Raw genomic sequence first — 13,945 nt, forward strand, 5'->3', positions numbered from 1 at the left:
AAAAACATATTATGCCAACGCAAAGCAGAACTACATTAAAAGGTTACTTTAATACAGGTGACAGGCCAACCGAAAGCCAGTTTGCAGATCTTATCGATAGCGCATTGCACAAGACAGAGGACCGTGCTACGCCAACTGATATCCAGGACGGCGGAGACAACACAAAATTTGTAACACCTGCCGGGGCCAAGGCGGCTGCCATTCAATTTGCCCCTGTAAAAAAAGTCAATGGCAAATCACCGGACACGGCGGGCAATGTTGCCCTGGTGATAGCAGATATTCCAAACTTACAAACTCAATTGGATGCAAAACTTAATAGCAATGGCTTAAAAACAATTAATGGCCAAGTTGTTACAGGAAGCGGGGATTTATTAGTGACTCCACAAATGATTTCTATTCCCAGCGCTAATTTTACTATCGGAACAGCTGCGAATAATTCAGTTTTCACCGCGGCCAATGATACATTTAATCTCTTAGCCAACAGGACGTACAGGTTCCGGGGGAGATACCTTGTCACTAACGCAGTAGCTAGAAACTCCACTTCTATAGGTTTTATATTATCGGGTACTTTGGCAATATCCTCGATTGAATATACAGCAAAATCATTTACTGGTGCTTTAAATACAGTAATTACGTCAATCGGTCTGACCCAGATCAACCAAATTATCCCGACAAAGGTGACTGGTGCGGTAATAGCGGGATCCGTGAGTACTATAGAATTTGAAGGCGTGCTGCGCTGTACAGCAGCCGGAGGATTACGCCCCGTTATTGGATTTGACCCCGCCAGCGGAACAGCTAGCACAATGCGCTTAGGATCTTTTGTAGAATTCGAAGATATTGGAAACAACACGATGGTTAAGATCGGCAATATTAATTAAATTATGGTGATGTAGGTATCACTAGTGTAGCCAGAGGACAGGATGGATATGGCAAATAAAAAATTTCAAATAGGGCTCTGCATGGCTGGTGCTGTTTCTGCCGGGGCGTACACAGCAGGAGTCATGGATTACCTGGTAGAAGCTTTAAACGAATGGGAGAGCAGGCGTGGAATGGATGATGTACCTAGCCATGAAGTCTGTATTCCAATTATGGGAGGAGCTTCAGCAGGAGGCATGACTGCACTACTAACAGCAACTATAATAAATAACCCAATAAAGCCAGTTGACTTGCCAAAGCCCGGTCATCTTATGGACGAGCATCTGGAAAATAAGCTCTATAATGGATGGGTTGACCTGACAGGGCCTGACATGTTCTCAAAAATGCTTGAAACAGACGATTTTGAGAATGGAAAAGTTATTTCTCTTTTAAATTCAAAATTTATAGATGAGGTAGCTGACAGAATGTTACAGAGTAATGTTTCGGAGTGGCGGGAGACGCCGGCATATTTCAAAAGTAATAAGGAAACCCCGGTTAAGATTTTTACTACATTAACTAATCTGGAAGGCTTCGCATATTATGCCGGAATGAAAGGAGCGGGTCGTAAAGACAAATATTACATGGATGTCCATAATGACTATGCTTGTTTTGAAGTTATGGATGACCAGGTTAAATCATCGGGAAAAGCTTGGATTCCATTAGATTTTCGCGGTGGAAAATATTTAAAGACGGCTAAGGACGCTGCAATGGCTACAGGCGCATTTCCCATCGGCCTTGCCCCACGGATGTTAACCCGTGAGGTTAAGTTTGTTCAGAATATCCCGTGGTTTCAAAACATTTTTGCAAACACTCCTCTGGCAAATAATGTTATAACAACCCTGAATGTAGATGGAGGGGTGATAAATAATGAGCCATTTGAAAAGGTGCGCTATTTGTTAAATGAGGCAATTGCTACAAGAGATAAGCTACCCTTTGACAATCCACAGGAAAGCAATGAGACATGTGCCGCTTTGGAGAATTTAAACTGTAGTCCCAATACCTTTGAAAATACAGTATTGATGATAGACCCGTTCCCAAGTGCTAAAAAGAAAGAATTTAAATTTGATAAGGATGTATTTAGCGCTGTTCCCAAAACATTGTCTGCAATGTTATCGCAAATGCGCGCAAAGCCTATTGAATATAAAAAAGCGTTGCTCGAAAATGATGTCAGCAGTTTTATTATTTCCCCATCAAGGGAAATTAGAGACCAAAACGGAAAAGTATTAAAAGAGGTTTTTGGTGAGGAGGCAATTGCCTGTGGTACGCTGGCAGGATTTGGAGGATTTCTCCATAAGGAATTCAGGATACACGACTATTACTTAGGGCGGTACAATTGTGAAATTTTTTTGAGGGATTATTTTACAATACCGGCTTCAGCGTTAAGTGAAAATCCAATATTCCGGGATGGCTACGCGAACGTTAAAAATCTAAGCTTATACGCTTCGGGGGCCACAAAAGGAAATGAAGAAAGGCAATATCAGATAATCCCCATTTTCAGCGACCGGTCAGGTTTTAAGATACCAGTGTTCTCGTCGGGCCAAAATTGGCCTGCAATTACTGAAAAAGACATTGACCGTTTCGATAAGCCACTACGTAAAAGAGTTGAAAAAATACTTATGAATACTTTTGAATTTAAAGGTATCAGCAAGCCACTAATGTATATTGGCGGAAAAGTTGTGATCAATAAGCTTTTAGCGGGAAAAGCAAGAGACGCTATAAAAGAGTCGTTGAACAAATGGCATTTGTTAAAATAATCAGAATAATTTCATTACGTTACTCGCCGACTTGTTTTTTCCTTACTAGCTATTGTGATCTTTTAAGATATTTAGTGTCTTGTCATCCGCCTTTCCGTCGAAATACTTATCTAATATTTTCTGGAAAATTGGATTCGTACCTTCTACCTGTTTGAATAATGTCATAGAAGACCTTAACTTGAGGTCGTCAGGTGAGCCAAAAATTTCTTGAGCTTTTTTACCTTCAATCTCAAGTAAGGCTGATGATATTTGGATGAGGTGTTTTCCAAGTACAGGATGTTGCAGATATGCGGATGCTTCCCCCATGTCAACAATACCATAGTAATCTGCAGTACTGCTCCTGCCCAGTCCCTTGAGTTGCGGAAATATGAACCACATCCAATGGCTCTCTTTTCGGCCATTTCTGATTTCGGCCAAGGCATTAAGGTATATCTGATTTTGGGCGTCCAAAAATCGGGATAGCTTGTAATTGTGTTCCATGTTGTCTATGCAAATTTAATACTTTAGATCGTTTAAACTGATTTGACCTGTCGAAAAGTAAGGTTAATCCTCGGCAGCATCTCTTTTGCCGACTTGGGAATATGATGCTCCCAAAAGGTATTGGTCGTTCCGGACATCAGCAGTAATGTGCGATGATGTAATGGTATTTCAAGATGTTCGATATCCTTATTGAATTTATGCCTGAAACGGAATGGCCGTGTCTGCCCAAACGTTACCGAAGCGATAGAAGGGTTCTTCCCAATCTTGTGCTCCTTGTCGGAGTGCCAGGCTACGCTGTCGCTCCCATTGCGGTAAAGGTTCAGCAGCACGGCATTAAACTCAAGCCCTGTTTCTTTTTCGACTTTACTGCGCAGCTCCAGAAGTTCAGGTGTCCAAGGCAAAGAACTTTCACCTGCTTCCTCCTGCTCGCCATACCATGCGATCATACGGGGCGCGGTAACTATCTTGTCGTACATGGGCATCTGGTACTCGTGCCACGGTGTGTTGTGCAATAGCGTATTGTAATACTTGTCTGCTTCAATTTTAGGAATGAAGGCATCAAGCTTCATGAGTCCAAGGTCCGGGTAATCATATGTTTTTTTACCTTCAGTGCCTGAGGTAAAAAGATCAGTGTCATTAAATAGTGTCATTTGTTGTTGGTGTCTAAGTTAGTTGCTTTGTTCTCGACCATCTTATGCCGCGGCAGATTGATCTCCTGTTCTTGGGGATATGGTGCGCGGTGGGTCATGGAGACATCTTCCCTCAGTTTCTCCTGAGTACGGGAACTCTCGGCATCGGATTCCCTGTAGCGTGGGTCGGGGATGAAAGGCATCTTTTCCATTTTTGATATAGTGATGGTAGGGAAATGATAGTCCACTTCCACAGTGCCCAAAAGCAGGTAGCAGCCGCCGCCTTTAAAAGGATATTCCTTCAGGCTTCCTGTAAAATGAGCCGTATCAAAGAATTCACCATTGGCATCAATCCATGTCCCAAAGTACATAGTGCCCATTTTTGTAGGGACATGCTTCCGGGATACCAGGTAAGCAAGCATTTTTACCTGCTTCTTATGATACTTTACCAAATCACATGCCATGACATCCCCACGATAGGATGTTTTTAAAAGGTTGAACGGCGTAACGGAGACAGGGAACCCTAACAGTTCAATCTCATCAAAAGCATCTTCGAAAGGGGAACGTTTGAGTTCAGGCAGTTTATAGTCCCTGACCGGTTCCGGCAGTAGCTGGGGATAGCGGTTCTCCGGCTTAAAGTTCATCATAATGCGCCTGGCTGTCACTAACAATACATTTTTCGTTTTGCCGGTACAGCGAAGAGCGCCTATATAAATCAGTAGCTGCAAACCTTCAATGCCAATGGGTACGCGGTTTACAAAATCTTCCAGCGAAGCATAGTCCCCATTTAAGATACGTTCATTCACTATCTTTTGCGCAATTTCCCCATTGAGTCCCTGAAGGTGCATAAAGCCGAGGTATACATCTTTGCCGTACAAGGTGGTTTCCACATTGCTTTTATTAATGCAAGGATTATGGATAGCAGCGCCCGACATGCGCGCCTCATGAACATATACCTCAGTTCGGTAAAACCCACCCTGGTTGTTGATGACAGCAACCATGAACTCAATTGGGTAATGCACCTTAAGATAAAGACTCTGGTAGCTTTCCACAGCATAGGAAGCTGAGTGCGCCTTGCAGAACGAGTACCCGGCAAAAGACTCTATCTGGCGATAGATTTCCGCGCTTAGTTGTTCGGGGTGGCCTTTCTCTGCACAGCACCTGAAAAAATTGTCCTTGACTTTTTGGAGCGCAGCCAATGAGCGCCCTTTCCCGCTCATAGCCCTGCGAAGGATGTCCCCGTCCTCAGCCGCAACCCCTCCGTAATGCAGTGCAATTTTGATAACATCCTCCTGGTATACCATAATCCCATAGGTCTCACCAAGCTGCTCCTCAAAAACAAGATGGAAATATTCGAACTTGTCAGGGTAATTGTGCCGGAAGATATATTCTTTCATCATCCCGCTTTGCGCCACACCAGGCCGTATAATGGATGATGCTGCAACCAGGGTCTTATAATTGTTGCATTTGAGCCGTCGCAGCAGGCCGCGCATGGCAGGGCTCTCAATATAAAAGCACCCAATAGTTTTCCCCATACCCAGAAACTCATTGCATGCAACCTCATCCTTTGATATGGATGTATCGCGTATGTTTATGTCTATACCACGGTTTTTCCTGATAAGCTTTACGGAATCATCAATATGCCCAATCCCACGCTGTGAAAGGATATCGAACTTATCAAACCCAATCTCCTCAGCAACATGCATATCAAACTGAACGATTGGAAAACCCTTCGGCGGCATTTCCAATGCTGTAAAATCAGTGATTAGATCCTCGGATATGAGTATGCCGCAGGAATGCATCGAGCGCTGGTTCGGATACTTTTCCATCATCATGCCGTAGCGGTGTATCATGCGTACGATCTCATTCTTGTCATGCTGGTCCATCGACGTCCCGGATAGCTTATCGAGTTCTTCCTTTGGCCGGCCGAAAACTTTGCCGACCTCGCGGAATATTGATTTGTATTTAAATTCTACATTGGTACCGCAGAAGGCGACATGGTCTGCGCCATACCGCTTGAAGATATAATCCAGAATCATATCACGCTCCTTCCATGACCAGTCAATATCAAAATCGGGGGGGCTTTTGCGATTGAGATTTAAAAAGCGTTCAAAGTACAGGTCAAGCTCTAAAGGGCAGATATCGGTAATGCCAAGGCAATAGGCAATGATGCTGTTAGCCCCGCTGCCCCTGCCAATGTGCAGGAATCCCATCGAATTGCTGTACCGGATAATATCCCATGTAATCAGGAAGTAACCGCTGAACTCCAGCTGATGTATCACCTTCAGCTCTTTTTCGACACGTTCCTTTGCCGCTATATCGTCTGAGCCATATCTGCGCATGAGTCCCTGATTCGCAAGGCTGGTTAGCAGTTCCAAGTCAGTTTCTCTGCCGGAAGTGTAATGCTTTTTGTTCCGCGGAATCCCAAATTCATATTCAAACTGGCACGCATCGATAAGGGCATAGGTGTTACGGAGTATCTGCGAATACTGGCTGTATTTTTCAATTAATGTTTCCATGGGAACCATTACCTCCGTTGCGGCGCAATAGTCATCAGGGGTAAGCTTGCTGCCAAGGGTATTCAGGTCAATAGCGCGCAATATGCGGTGCAGGTTATATTCGACTTTTGTCCGGAAGGTGACTGGTTGCAGCACTACCATTTTATCCAGCCTGCATTTCCACTCGGGACGGATGAGCAAAGAAAGGTCCTCTGGGCGTATGCCGATATATTCACAGCTTTTTAAAGATTCCGGAACATTTTGGACGGGATATATGACCGCAACATTTTCAAAGTCTGTGGCAAAGTAGGGCAACGGAGTCCCTTCAAGATTATATTTGGTCCGGTGGCGGTTGATCTCACCCAATCCCTTACGGTTTTTGGCTAATGCGATATATAGCAGCCTGTTACCCTCGCGCATTTCCATGCCCACGATAGGTTTAATGCCTGCTTCAGTACAGTTTTTGTAAAACTCATAAATACCTGTTACGGTATTGATATCGGTGAGCGCCACAGCAGGAGCGCCGCAGGCTTTGCCTAAGGCTACAAGATCTGCAACAGGTATGGTGCCGTACCTAAGACTGTGAAAAGAATGGCAGTTCAGGTACATATCATACAGCTTTAGGTTTTATAAAAGCGCCACTGCAGCGCATTACGGCATTAGCCCCGAACCGGTTCTTAATCCTGTCCATAGCCTGGTAGAGCGACATCATTTCCTGCGTGTCCTCGAAAAGGTTAATCTGGTAAGAGCCGCGTACCAGCTTACTGAAGCGAACTCCTACAAGGCGCAGGCTCATCCGCCGTTGGTATAGCTTATCGAAAACTTCAAGCACTGCCCTTGTCAAGGTGTGATCTGCTGAAGTATACGCGAGGGTAAGCTGCCGCGTTTCGGTATCGAAATTCGAATACCTGATTTTTACGGTCACATTGGAAGTCAGCCATCCTTCGCTCCGGAGCTGGTAGGCCAGCTTCTCGACCATTCCGCAGAGGACAGAACGAAGAAAGACTGTGTCTGTCGTGTCCTGGTGAAACGTATCTTCTGTAGATAAAGATTTGCGTTCCCGATACGGCTCTACCGGATTGTTATCAATACCATTTGCTTTCTTCCATAATTCCATTCCGTTCTGGCCGATCATTTCCTGGAGTACCTTTGCCGGCATCTCTGCCAGGGTCTGGATGTTGCGGATACCGATACGGGATAAAAGGTTAAAAGTCGCATCGCCCACCATAGGTATTTTCCTGATCGAAAGCGGGTTAAGGAATTGCTGCACCTGCGGCTGGGGTATCTCAAGATTTCCCTTTGGCTTTCCTTCCCCGGTAGCGATTTTTGAAACCGTCTTGTTTACCGAAAGTGCAAAACTTAATGGAAGACCCGTTTCATGGGTTACCTTCGCTACCAACTCACGGGTCCATTTGTAGGAGCCGTGGAATTTATCCATGCCTGTAATGTCGAGGTAAAATTCATCGATGGAAGCTTTCTCCATTACCGGTGCATTTTCCTCTATGATCTGCGAGACTGTATTGGAATAACGCGAAAATAATTCCATATCACCCTTTACAATCCTCGCCTCGGGGCACAGCCTGAGCGCCATATTTATCGGCATTGCCGAGCGTACCCCGTACCGCCGCGCCTCGTAGGAGCAAGAGGCTACCACACCACGATCACCACCGCCAACAATTAAGGGAATTCCTTCCAGGCTACTGTTCTGCAACCTGACGCAGGAAACAAAAAAAGTATCTAAATCCATGTGTACAATCGAGCGTTCCATAATCCATCATTTTGTACCAAACAAAATTAGTATAGATAATACCAATTTTACATATATTTGCTGGTACAAATTATACCATTTCGCATATGTCTTTGTTTTCTGACAACATTAGGTACTTAAGGGTGAAAAATGGCTACTCGCAGGAAAAGGTGGCTAAGGACCTTGCTATACAGCGCGAGAGGTACAGAAAATATGACGACGGGACCTCCGAGCCACCATATGAACTTCTAAAAAGAATATCAAGCTACTATGGTGTGACTGTAGACATATTGCTAAGTGTCGATATCAGGAAACTTAAAGAGGACACTCTGATTAAATTGGACAATAACAGACTCCTGTTTCCAATTATGGTAGACAGAAACGGGGATAATCTTGTCGAGATCGTAACCCATAAAGCAAAGGCCGGATACCTAACCGGATACTCCGATCCTGAATTTGTTGGGAGCCTACCCCAATTTCATTTCCCATTTTTAGGCACAGGCAAGCACAGGGTCTTTCCGGTAGAAGGGGACTCAATGCCACCCCATGAGGATGGTTCCTTTATCGTAACCAGGTATATTGAGCAATTGGGAGAGGTTGTAGACGGCAAGACTTACATTCTGATAACCCGCGACGACGGTATGGTGTATAAGAGGCTTAACCGTAATGGCAAGAATGAACTCACCCTGGAATCTGATAATGAACTATATCCACCTTATAAGGTAAGAATCTCTGATATCCTTGAAATTTGGGAATACCAGTACCATCTCGGCAAGAACGATAAGCGCCTGTCGCGGACTCCTAGAGGAATTGAAGAGATGTTCCATGAACTTAAAAAGGAAATACGGCAACTATCCCTCAAGGGATAGGAACAAATTGAATTTAAAACAACAGGTTGGCGAAAAGCCAGCCTTTTTTTATTTACAATTTGAATATTCTCAACTAAAAGCATAAAATGGCCCGATTTTGACAAATTTTGGCTCGATTTCGTCATCAATTCTTTAATCGTGATGGTCTAATTTGGCGTTATGAAAACCTAAACGGTATTTAAAAGTAAAGCCATGAAAATACCTATATCTTTAAAAAACACATTGGTTGATATAATCTGTCTGCTTTACATTTTATTATTTATTTACGCGGCGGTCAGCAAACTTTTAGATTTCGAAAATTTCAGGGTGCAACTTGGACAATCCCCTCTACTGAGCGCTTTTGCAGGAACAATCTCATGGTTTATCCCGGCAATTGAAATTATCATAGCGTTGGCGTTGTTTCATCATCACCTGAGAATTTATGCTATGTATGGCGCATTCGCACTGATGGTCATGTTTACAGCTTATATATTTATCATTTTGAACTTTGGCTCTTTTGTTCCTTGTTCATGTGGCGGCGTGTTAGAAAAAATGGGGTGGACTGAACACCTGATTTTTAATATAGTCTTTATAATTCTTGCACTTATCGGGCTATTGTTAGAGAAAGACAGGGTGGTATCACTCACCAAATCACGAAAATTTGGTGTATTACGGCCGAGGGTATTCTATATGATACTAGCAAGTTGTTTTTTTGGCGGCGTAATGCTGGTCACAGCTTTGTATCTATTGTCAGAAAAAGAAATGCACCGGAATAATAGTTTTCTGCGCCGATATCCACCACATCCTGTAACTACATTGAAAGGCTTATCCGTTAAGTACAATTCATACTATATAGCCGGGGTCGCAAAAGGCCGGATATATCTTGGGAACACCAGCGCTCCCTTGCATATCTTAAGCGTCGATACCACCCTGAACGATTTAAGGACACACCAGATTAAGCTGGATAATAAACAACAGATTACCTTCTATTCTCCACAGATCAGGATACACTTTCCCTATTTTTTTATGATTGACGGTAGTGTTCCTGTTATTTTTAAAGGAGGGTTATCAGATTGGGAAGCACAACACTATTGGCAAGGGGACAGCAAGAACACCTTTGCACGGGTCGAAGCTGTCTCACCTACCGAATTTGTCTATAGCGGTATAGATCAAGGTGGTAATCAAAATGTAATTGGCCGCATCAACATTGGTAAACCAGATTCCGTCCAAATATCCAAAGATTTGCTTCAGAAACAGGTAGATGGGCTTTTTGACAGTGACGGCATGTTAAGGTATAATTCAGAATTAAACCGCTTGATATATGTATACTATTACAGAAATGAATTTTTTACCGTTGATAAAAATTTGCGGCTTGATTATCGGGGGCGTACAATAGATACGATAAAAAACCCATCCATTAAAATTGCCTCTACTAAGTCCGGTCAGGTTAAAAGGTTGGCGGAGCAGCCAATAGTAGTAAACCAGCATAGCTATTCATCAGGAAAATATCTATTTATACAGTCGGACAGATTAGGGAGGCATGAACCAGAAGAAATGCTGAAAGATGCTTTAATAATCGACGTATATGACGTGGAAAAGCAGACCTATGAGTTCAGCTTCTATCTATATAATTATAAGGGAGAAAAGATAAGGGCTTTCCACATCTATAATAATATTTTGGTTGGGCTTAGCGATAATTACATTGTCCTATACCGCCTGCAACCGATAAATTTTGACATGAGATCAGAGAAATAAAAATATACGGCCGTATCAGGGGAAGATCGAAAACCTGTGAGAGAGTAGATCCTAATTATTAAATTTTTAATATTATGAAAACAAATTTTTTAAAAATGGTTTTGCCGGCTTTTGCACTACTGCTGGCAGTATTTGGCGCTTTTGCATTTAAAAGCGTAGAGGACAAAGCTTTATTAGCTGCGCAACCGGGATGGATCAGCCCTCCGGGACAACCTTGTTCTGTACAGGTCCAATGCGATAACACTGTTAAGCCGTTCATGTGCACAGCAATCCACAATGGTGTGGAATACCAGGCTTTTGGAAAGTTGAATCCGCAGTCTCCCTGCAATATAACCCTTTACAGGTTAAACTAATCCAATGTAATAAGGTGTCCTTTAAGGACACCTTATTTACTCTTCGGATACATACTATTTATCATTAAATCATATTTTATGCAATTGAAAAAACATAAAACAGTCTTACCGGCTTTTGCGTTACTGCTGGCAGTATTTAGTGCTTTTGCATTTAAAAGTGTAGGGGATGAACAATTATTGGCTCCCGAGAATGGATGGATAAACTTGCCCACGGAACCCTGTGCAATTCAGGTTCAATGCGATAACACCATAACCCAATTCGTTTGCACCGGAATTTATCAGGGGATAACCTATCAGGCATTTGGAAAAACAGCTCCACTTAGATGTAATAAAGTTTTATACAGGCCATTATAACAAAAGGTGTCAGAGACACCTTTTTGTTATTTCATCCATTCCTCTTTCGGAGAACTTTTAAGATAATAATTGAACCAACCCATTGTTTTTGAGGTTATGTCCTTTTGGTTTACCGGCTTTATAAGAACATGCTCTTCCTCAGGATAAATTAGAAGCATGCTTTGTTTTTGAAGCCTCCACAGCGCAGCGTACAGTTTTTTATTGTAGGATGGGGCAACTGCCCTGTCATTAGCTCCTGTCCAGAGCAAGACGGGTGTATTTATTGTTTTTACATTCATAATCGGCGATTCCGTAATAAATTCCTGCTCTGTAAAAGGGATTTTATTTCTTAGCTGTTCACTTTCGAAACGTTCCATATTGGAAAGGTTTGCCGAATCTATATCAAGGTAAAAGCTTAGCAGGTCAGTAACTCCTGCACCAGCTATCGCTGTTTTGAACCTGTCTGTCTGGCTGATAATATATGTGGTTTCAAATCCTCCGAATGAATGTCCTATCAGACCGATGCTGTCCTCATCAATCGAACCTTTCGCAATTGCCTGGTCAATTGCTGCAGAAACACATTGCAGGGCTGAGCTGCCGGGCTTATTTAACGTATAGGCAATATCGGGCAACAGAACAAAATAACCTTCCAATGTAAAGTTCGTTATATTGAAGCCAGCAGGATTTTCTGATGATGGCGTAACATATTCGTGTAATGAACCTGACATATTCTCATAAATAGAAACGATCATAGGGTATTTTTTAGCTGCGTTGTAATTTGCAGGGTAAAATAGCGCCCCTTTCAGTTTCCTGCCATCAGGACTGTTATAATGCACCAGCGTAGATTTCCCCCAATGGAATTTCTTTTGCTGCTCATTGGCCTGCGCTATCTGTGTCTGCTTCCCATCATGTGAAAGGTTTATTATTTTTGGAGGGGTATCAAAAGCGCTTTCAATGAATTGAAACGCATTATCCTTTCCAACCCTTTTAATGTATAATATTTTAGATTCATGATGGACAAGTTCCTTGAAACCGTCCTTTGCATACCATACCCCAAATCCCTCACTTAACACTTTAGTATCGACAGTCTGGACAAGCAGTCCTTCACTCAAGTCATACGAAGTGGACATAAAGCCAAAGAAGCTGTCCTTTATATTGCTCTCTAGTCGCGAAGGAAGGCGATTTCTCATTCCAGTAAATGCACCACTAGTTATCTTTTGGGTTTTTCTACCTTCAGGAGAAATTATCCATATATCAAATTCGTCATAGACAATCATTTGTCCTGTTGAAGTCCAACCCCCAAAACCATGAGCCCGGTGATCATCCAGCCTGTCACTCGATGATTTATTGAACTCTGTCCCACTATCCTTGGTAATACAAGTGTGAATTTTGGTCTTACTATTATAACTCCACCATTGCTTATCTTTAAAATATGCTATGTAGCGCCCATTTGGATTCGAAACAAGATGATTATATGATATTAATTGCTTCTGGATGATTTTCTCCTTTTTTCCTGTTTTCAGATCCATTACATAAACGTCACTATACCGATCGCCGTATTCGTACAAAGGCAGATAGCGACTATTGTCCAGCAGCACCACTTGTTCCTGATCATTCGCCATGGCACATGCTACAAGGTTTTGGTCTTCTATTGTATATACTCTATTCTGAAAAGGCAGCCACACATGCCATTGTAGGAAGTTGACGGATGTAGCGGGAGGTAACTGCTTATCTGAAGATTTCCAAATCTGAACTTTACTGGAAGTATTTTCTAATAAGTACGCATCGTTCCTTACGTCAAAAAAAACCATATTCCCGTTATCGGATATATGTATTTTCGTTTTGACAACAATGGCTTTTGGAGTGGTAGCCATATATTCAGAAGATTTCAGAAAACGTACAAGAGCAGGCTTATTTATATCGGCAATATGCATAATATCATATTCTCCTTTAACCTTATCAAATATGTAGCATGCCAGCGATTTTCCTTCAGCATTCCATGTTAAATCCTGAAAATAGCATTCGCGACAAGAGTTAAAGGCGATTTGCCTTTTTGTAATCCCTTGATTATCCATTTTAATTATGTAAGCCTCGTTGCTATTTTGAATTATAGCCAAAGACGTTCCTTTCGGGTTCAGGCTATATTCGGTAACGTTCTGTAATTTCTCGGTGCGGCCTGTGACGATGTTATTTATACACAAAGTGGCAGATTCTACCTCGTCCCGTAGGAAAACCAGATATTTTCCATTTTTTGTAAATTCATAACGCATTACATTGGGATAGCGGCTTTTTTTACCGGTCATGGTTTCCAAAACAAACAGAGAGTCCGCTTTCATGTACGCAAAGAATTTACCGTTCGGAGTTATCTGTTCATTATATCCGGAAGGGAATACGTACTGAGAATCATTAATAGAGCTTTTGAGATATAGCGTATCTGTGCTCTGATATGATTTCGAGAAGGAAGTCCATATCCCATTATCCGATGCCTTTCCCATTTTCAGCGTGTTCCATAATGTGTACTCTTCAGGATTCAGTTTCCTTTTTTGCTGTGAATTGCAAGCACAGCTATAGAAAATCATCATCGCCATGAAATAGAACTTTAAATTAAAAGGAATCTTTTTCATTTTATTGTT

11 protein-coding genes are annotated in these 13,945 nt (G+C 42.4%); 6 read left to right on the forward strand and 5 right to left on the reverse strand.

Translation table 11 applies throughout. The annotated features are described in order from the left end of the window. Positions 1–11: 11 nt before the first annotated feature. Together ACT6R0_RS09525 and ACT6R0_RS09530 are read left to right on the forward strand one after the other, a co-directional pair. Complete coding sequence (locus ACT6R0_RS09525; RefSeq protein WP_444652471.1) at positions 12–878, forward strand: hypothetical protein; 867 nt, start codon at positions 12–14, stop codon at positions 876–878. Between the two features lie 48 nt (positions 879–926). After that, positions 927–2,669: a hypothetical protein gene (locus ACT6R0_RS09530; protein WP_444652470.1), complete on the forward strand. Its 1,743-nt coding sequence runs from the start codon at positions 927–929 to the stop codon at positions 2,667–2,669. 45 nt (positions 2,670–2,714) lie between these two features. Here the strand turns inward: ACT6R0_RS09530 and ACT6R0_RS09535 are convergent, their stop codons facing one another. Genes ACT6R0_RS09535 through dinB form a run of 4 tightly spaced genes read right to left on the reverse strand, consistent with a single transcriptional unit; the run spans position 2,715 to position 8,044 of the window. Further along, complete coding sequence (locus ACT6R0_RS09535) at positions 2,715–3,149, reverse strand: DUF1810 domain-containing protein (protein ID WP_444652469.1); 435 nt, start codon at positions 3,147–3,149, stop codon at positions 2,715–2,717. Positions 3,150–3,181: 32 nt separating this feature from the next. Next, positions 3,182–3,799 carry an alpha-ketoglutarate-dependent dioxygenase AlkB family protein gene (locus tag ACT6R0_RS09540; protein WP_444652468.1) on the reverse strand — a complete coding sequence of 206 codons (618 nt, stop codon included), beginning with the start codon at positions 3,797–3,799 and terminating at the stop codon, positions 3,182–3,184. Continuing rightward, positions 3,796–6,885 (reverse strand): DNA polymerase III subunit alpha, encoded by a 3,090-nt coding sequence (locus ACT6R0_RS09545; RefSeq protein ID WP_444652467.1) that lies wholly within the window; start codon positions 6,883–6,885, stop codon positions 3,796–3,798. The genes ACT6R0_RS09540 and ACT6R0_RS09545 overlap by 4 nt, the downstream gene beginning before the upstream one ends. Before the next feature lies 1 nt (position 6,886). Then, positions 6,887–8,044 carry a DNA polymerase IV gene (gene dinB, locus ACT6R0_RS09550; RefSeq protein WP_444652466.1) on the reverse strand — a complete coding sequence of 386 codons (1,158 nt, stop codon included), beginning with the start codon at positions 8,042–8,044 and terminating at the stop codon, positions 6,887–6,889. An 86-nt stretch (positions 8,045–8,130) separates the two neighbouring features. Between dinB and ACT6R0_RS09555 the strand changes: the two genes are divergently transcribed. From ACT6R0_RS09555 to ACT6R0_RS09570, 4 genes are all read left to right on the forward strand, one after another. Continuing rightward, positions 8,131–8,892: an XRE family transcriptional regulator gene (locus ACT6R0_RS09555; protein ID WP_444652465.1), complete on the forward strand. Its 762-nt coding sequence runs from the start codon at positions 8,131–8,133 to the stop codon at positions 8,890–8,892. Between the two features lie 192 nt (positions 8,893–9,084). Then, the gene (locus tag ACT6R0_RS09560) at positions 9,085–10,626 is read left to right on the forward strand and encodes a MauE/DoxX family redox-associated membrane protein (protein WP_444652464.1); all 1,542 of its coding nucleotides are present in this window, start codon (positions 9,085–9,087) and stop codon (positions 10,624–10,626) included. A 74-nt stretch (positions 10,627–10,700) separates the two neighbouring features. After that, on the forward strand, positions 10,701–10,979 hold the full coding sequence (locus ACT6R0_RS09565) for a DUF6520 family protein (RefSeq protein WP_444652463.1): 279 nt from the start codon (positions 10,701–10,703) through the stop codon (positions 10,977–10,979). 78 nt (positions 10,980–11,057) lie between these two features. Further along, positions 11,058–11,333 (forward strand): DUF6520 family protein, encoded by a 276-nt coding sequence (locus ACT6R0_RS09570; RefSeq protein ID WP_444652462.1) that lies wholly within the window; start codon positions 11,058–11,060, stop codon positions 11,331–11,333. A 26-nt stretch (positions 11,334–11,359) separates the two neighbouring features. On the opposite strand, the gene ACT6R0_RS09575 is transcribed toward ACT6R0_RS09570, so the two are convergent. After that, positions 11,360–13,936 (reverse strand): S9 family peptidase, encoded by a 2,577-nt coding sequence (locus ACT6R0_RS09575; protein WP_444652461.1) that lies wholly within the window; start codon positions 13,934–13,936, stop codon positions 11,360–11,362. Between the last annotated feature and the right edge of the window lie 9 nt (positions 13,937–13,945).

The organism is Flavobacterium sp., from assembly GCF_052437795.1.
Lineage (GTDB): Bacteria > Bacteroidota > Bacteroidia > Flavobacteriales > Flavobacteriaceae > Flavobacterium.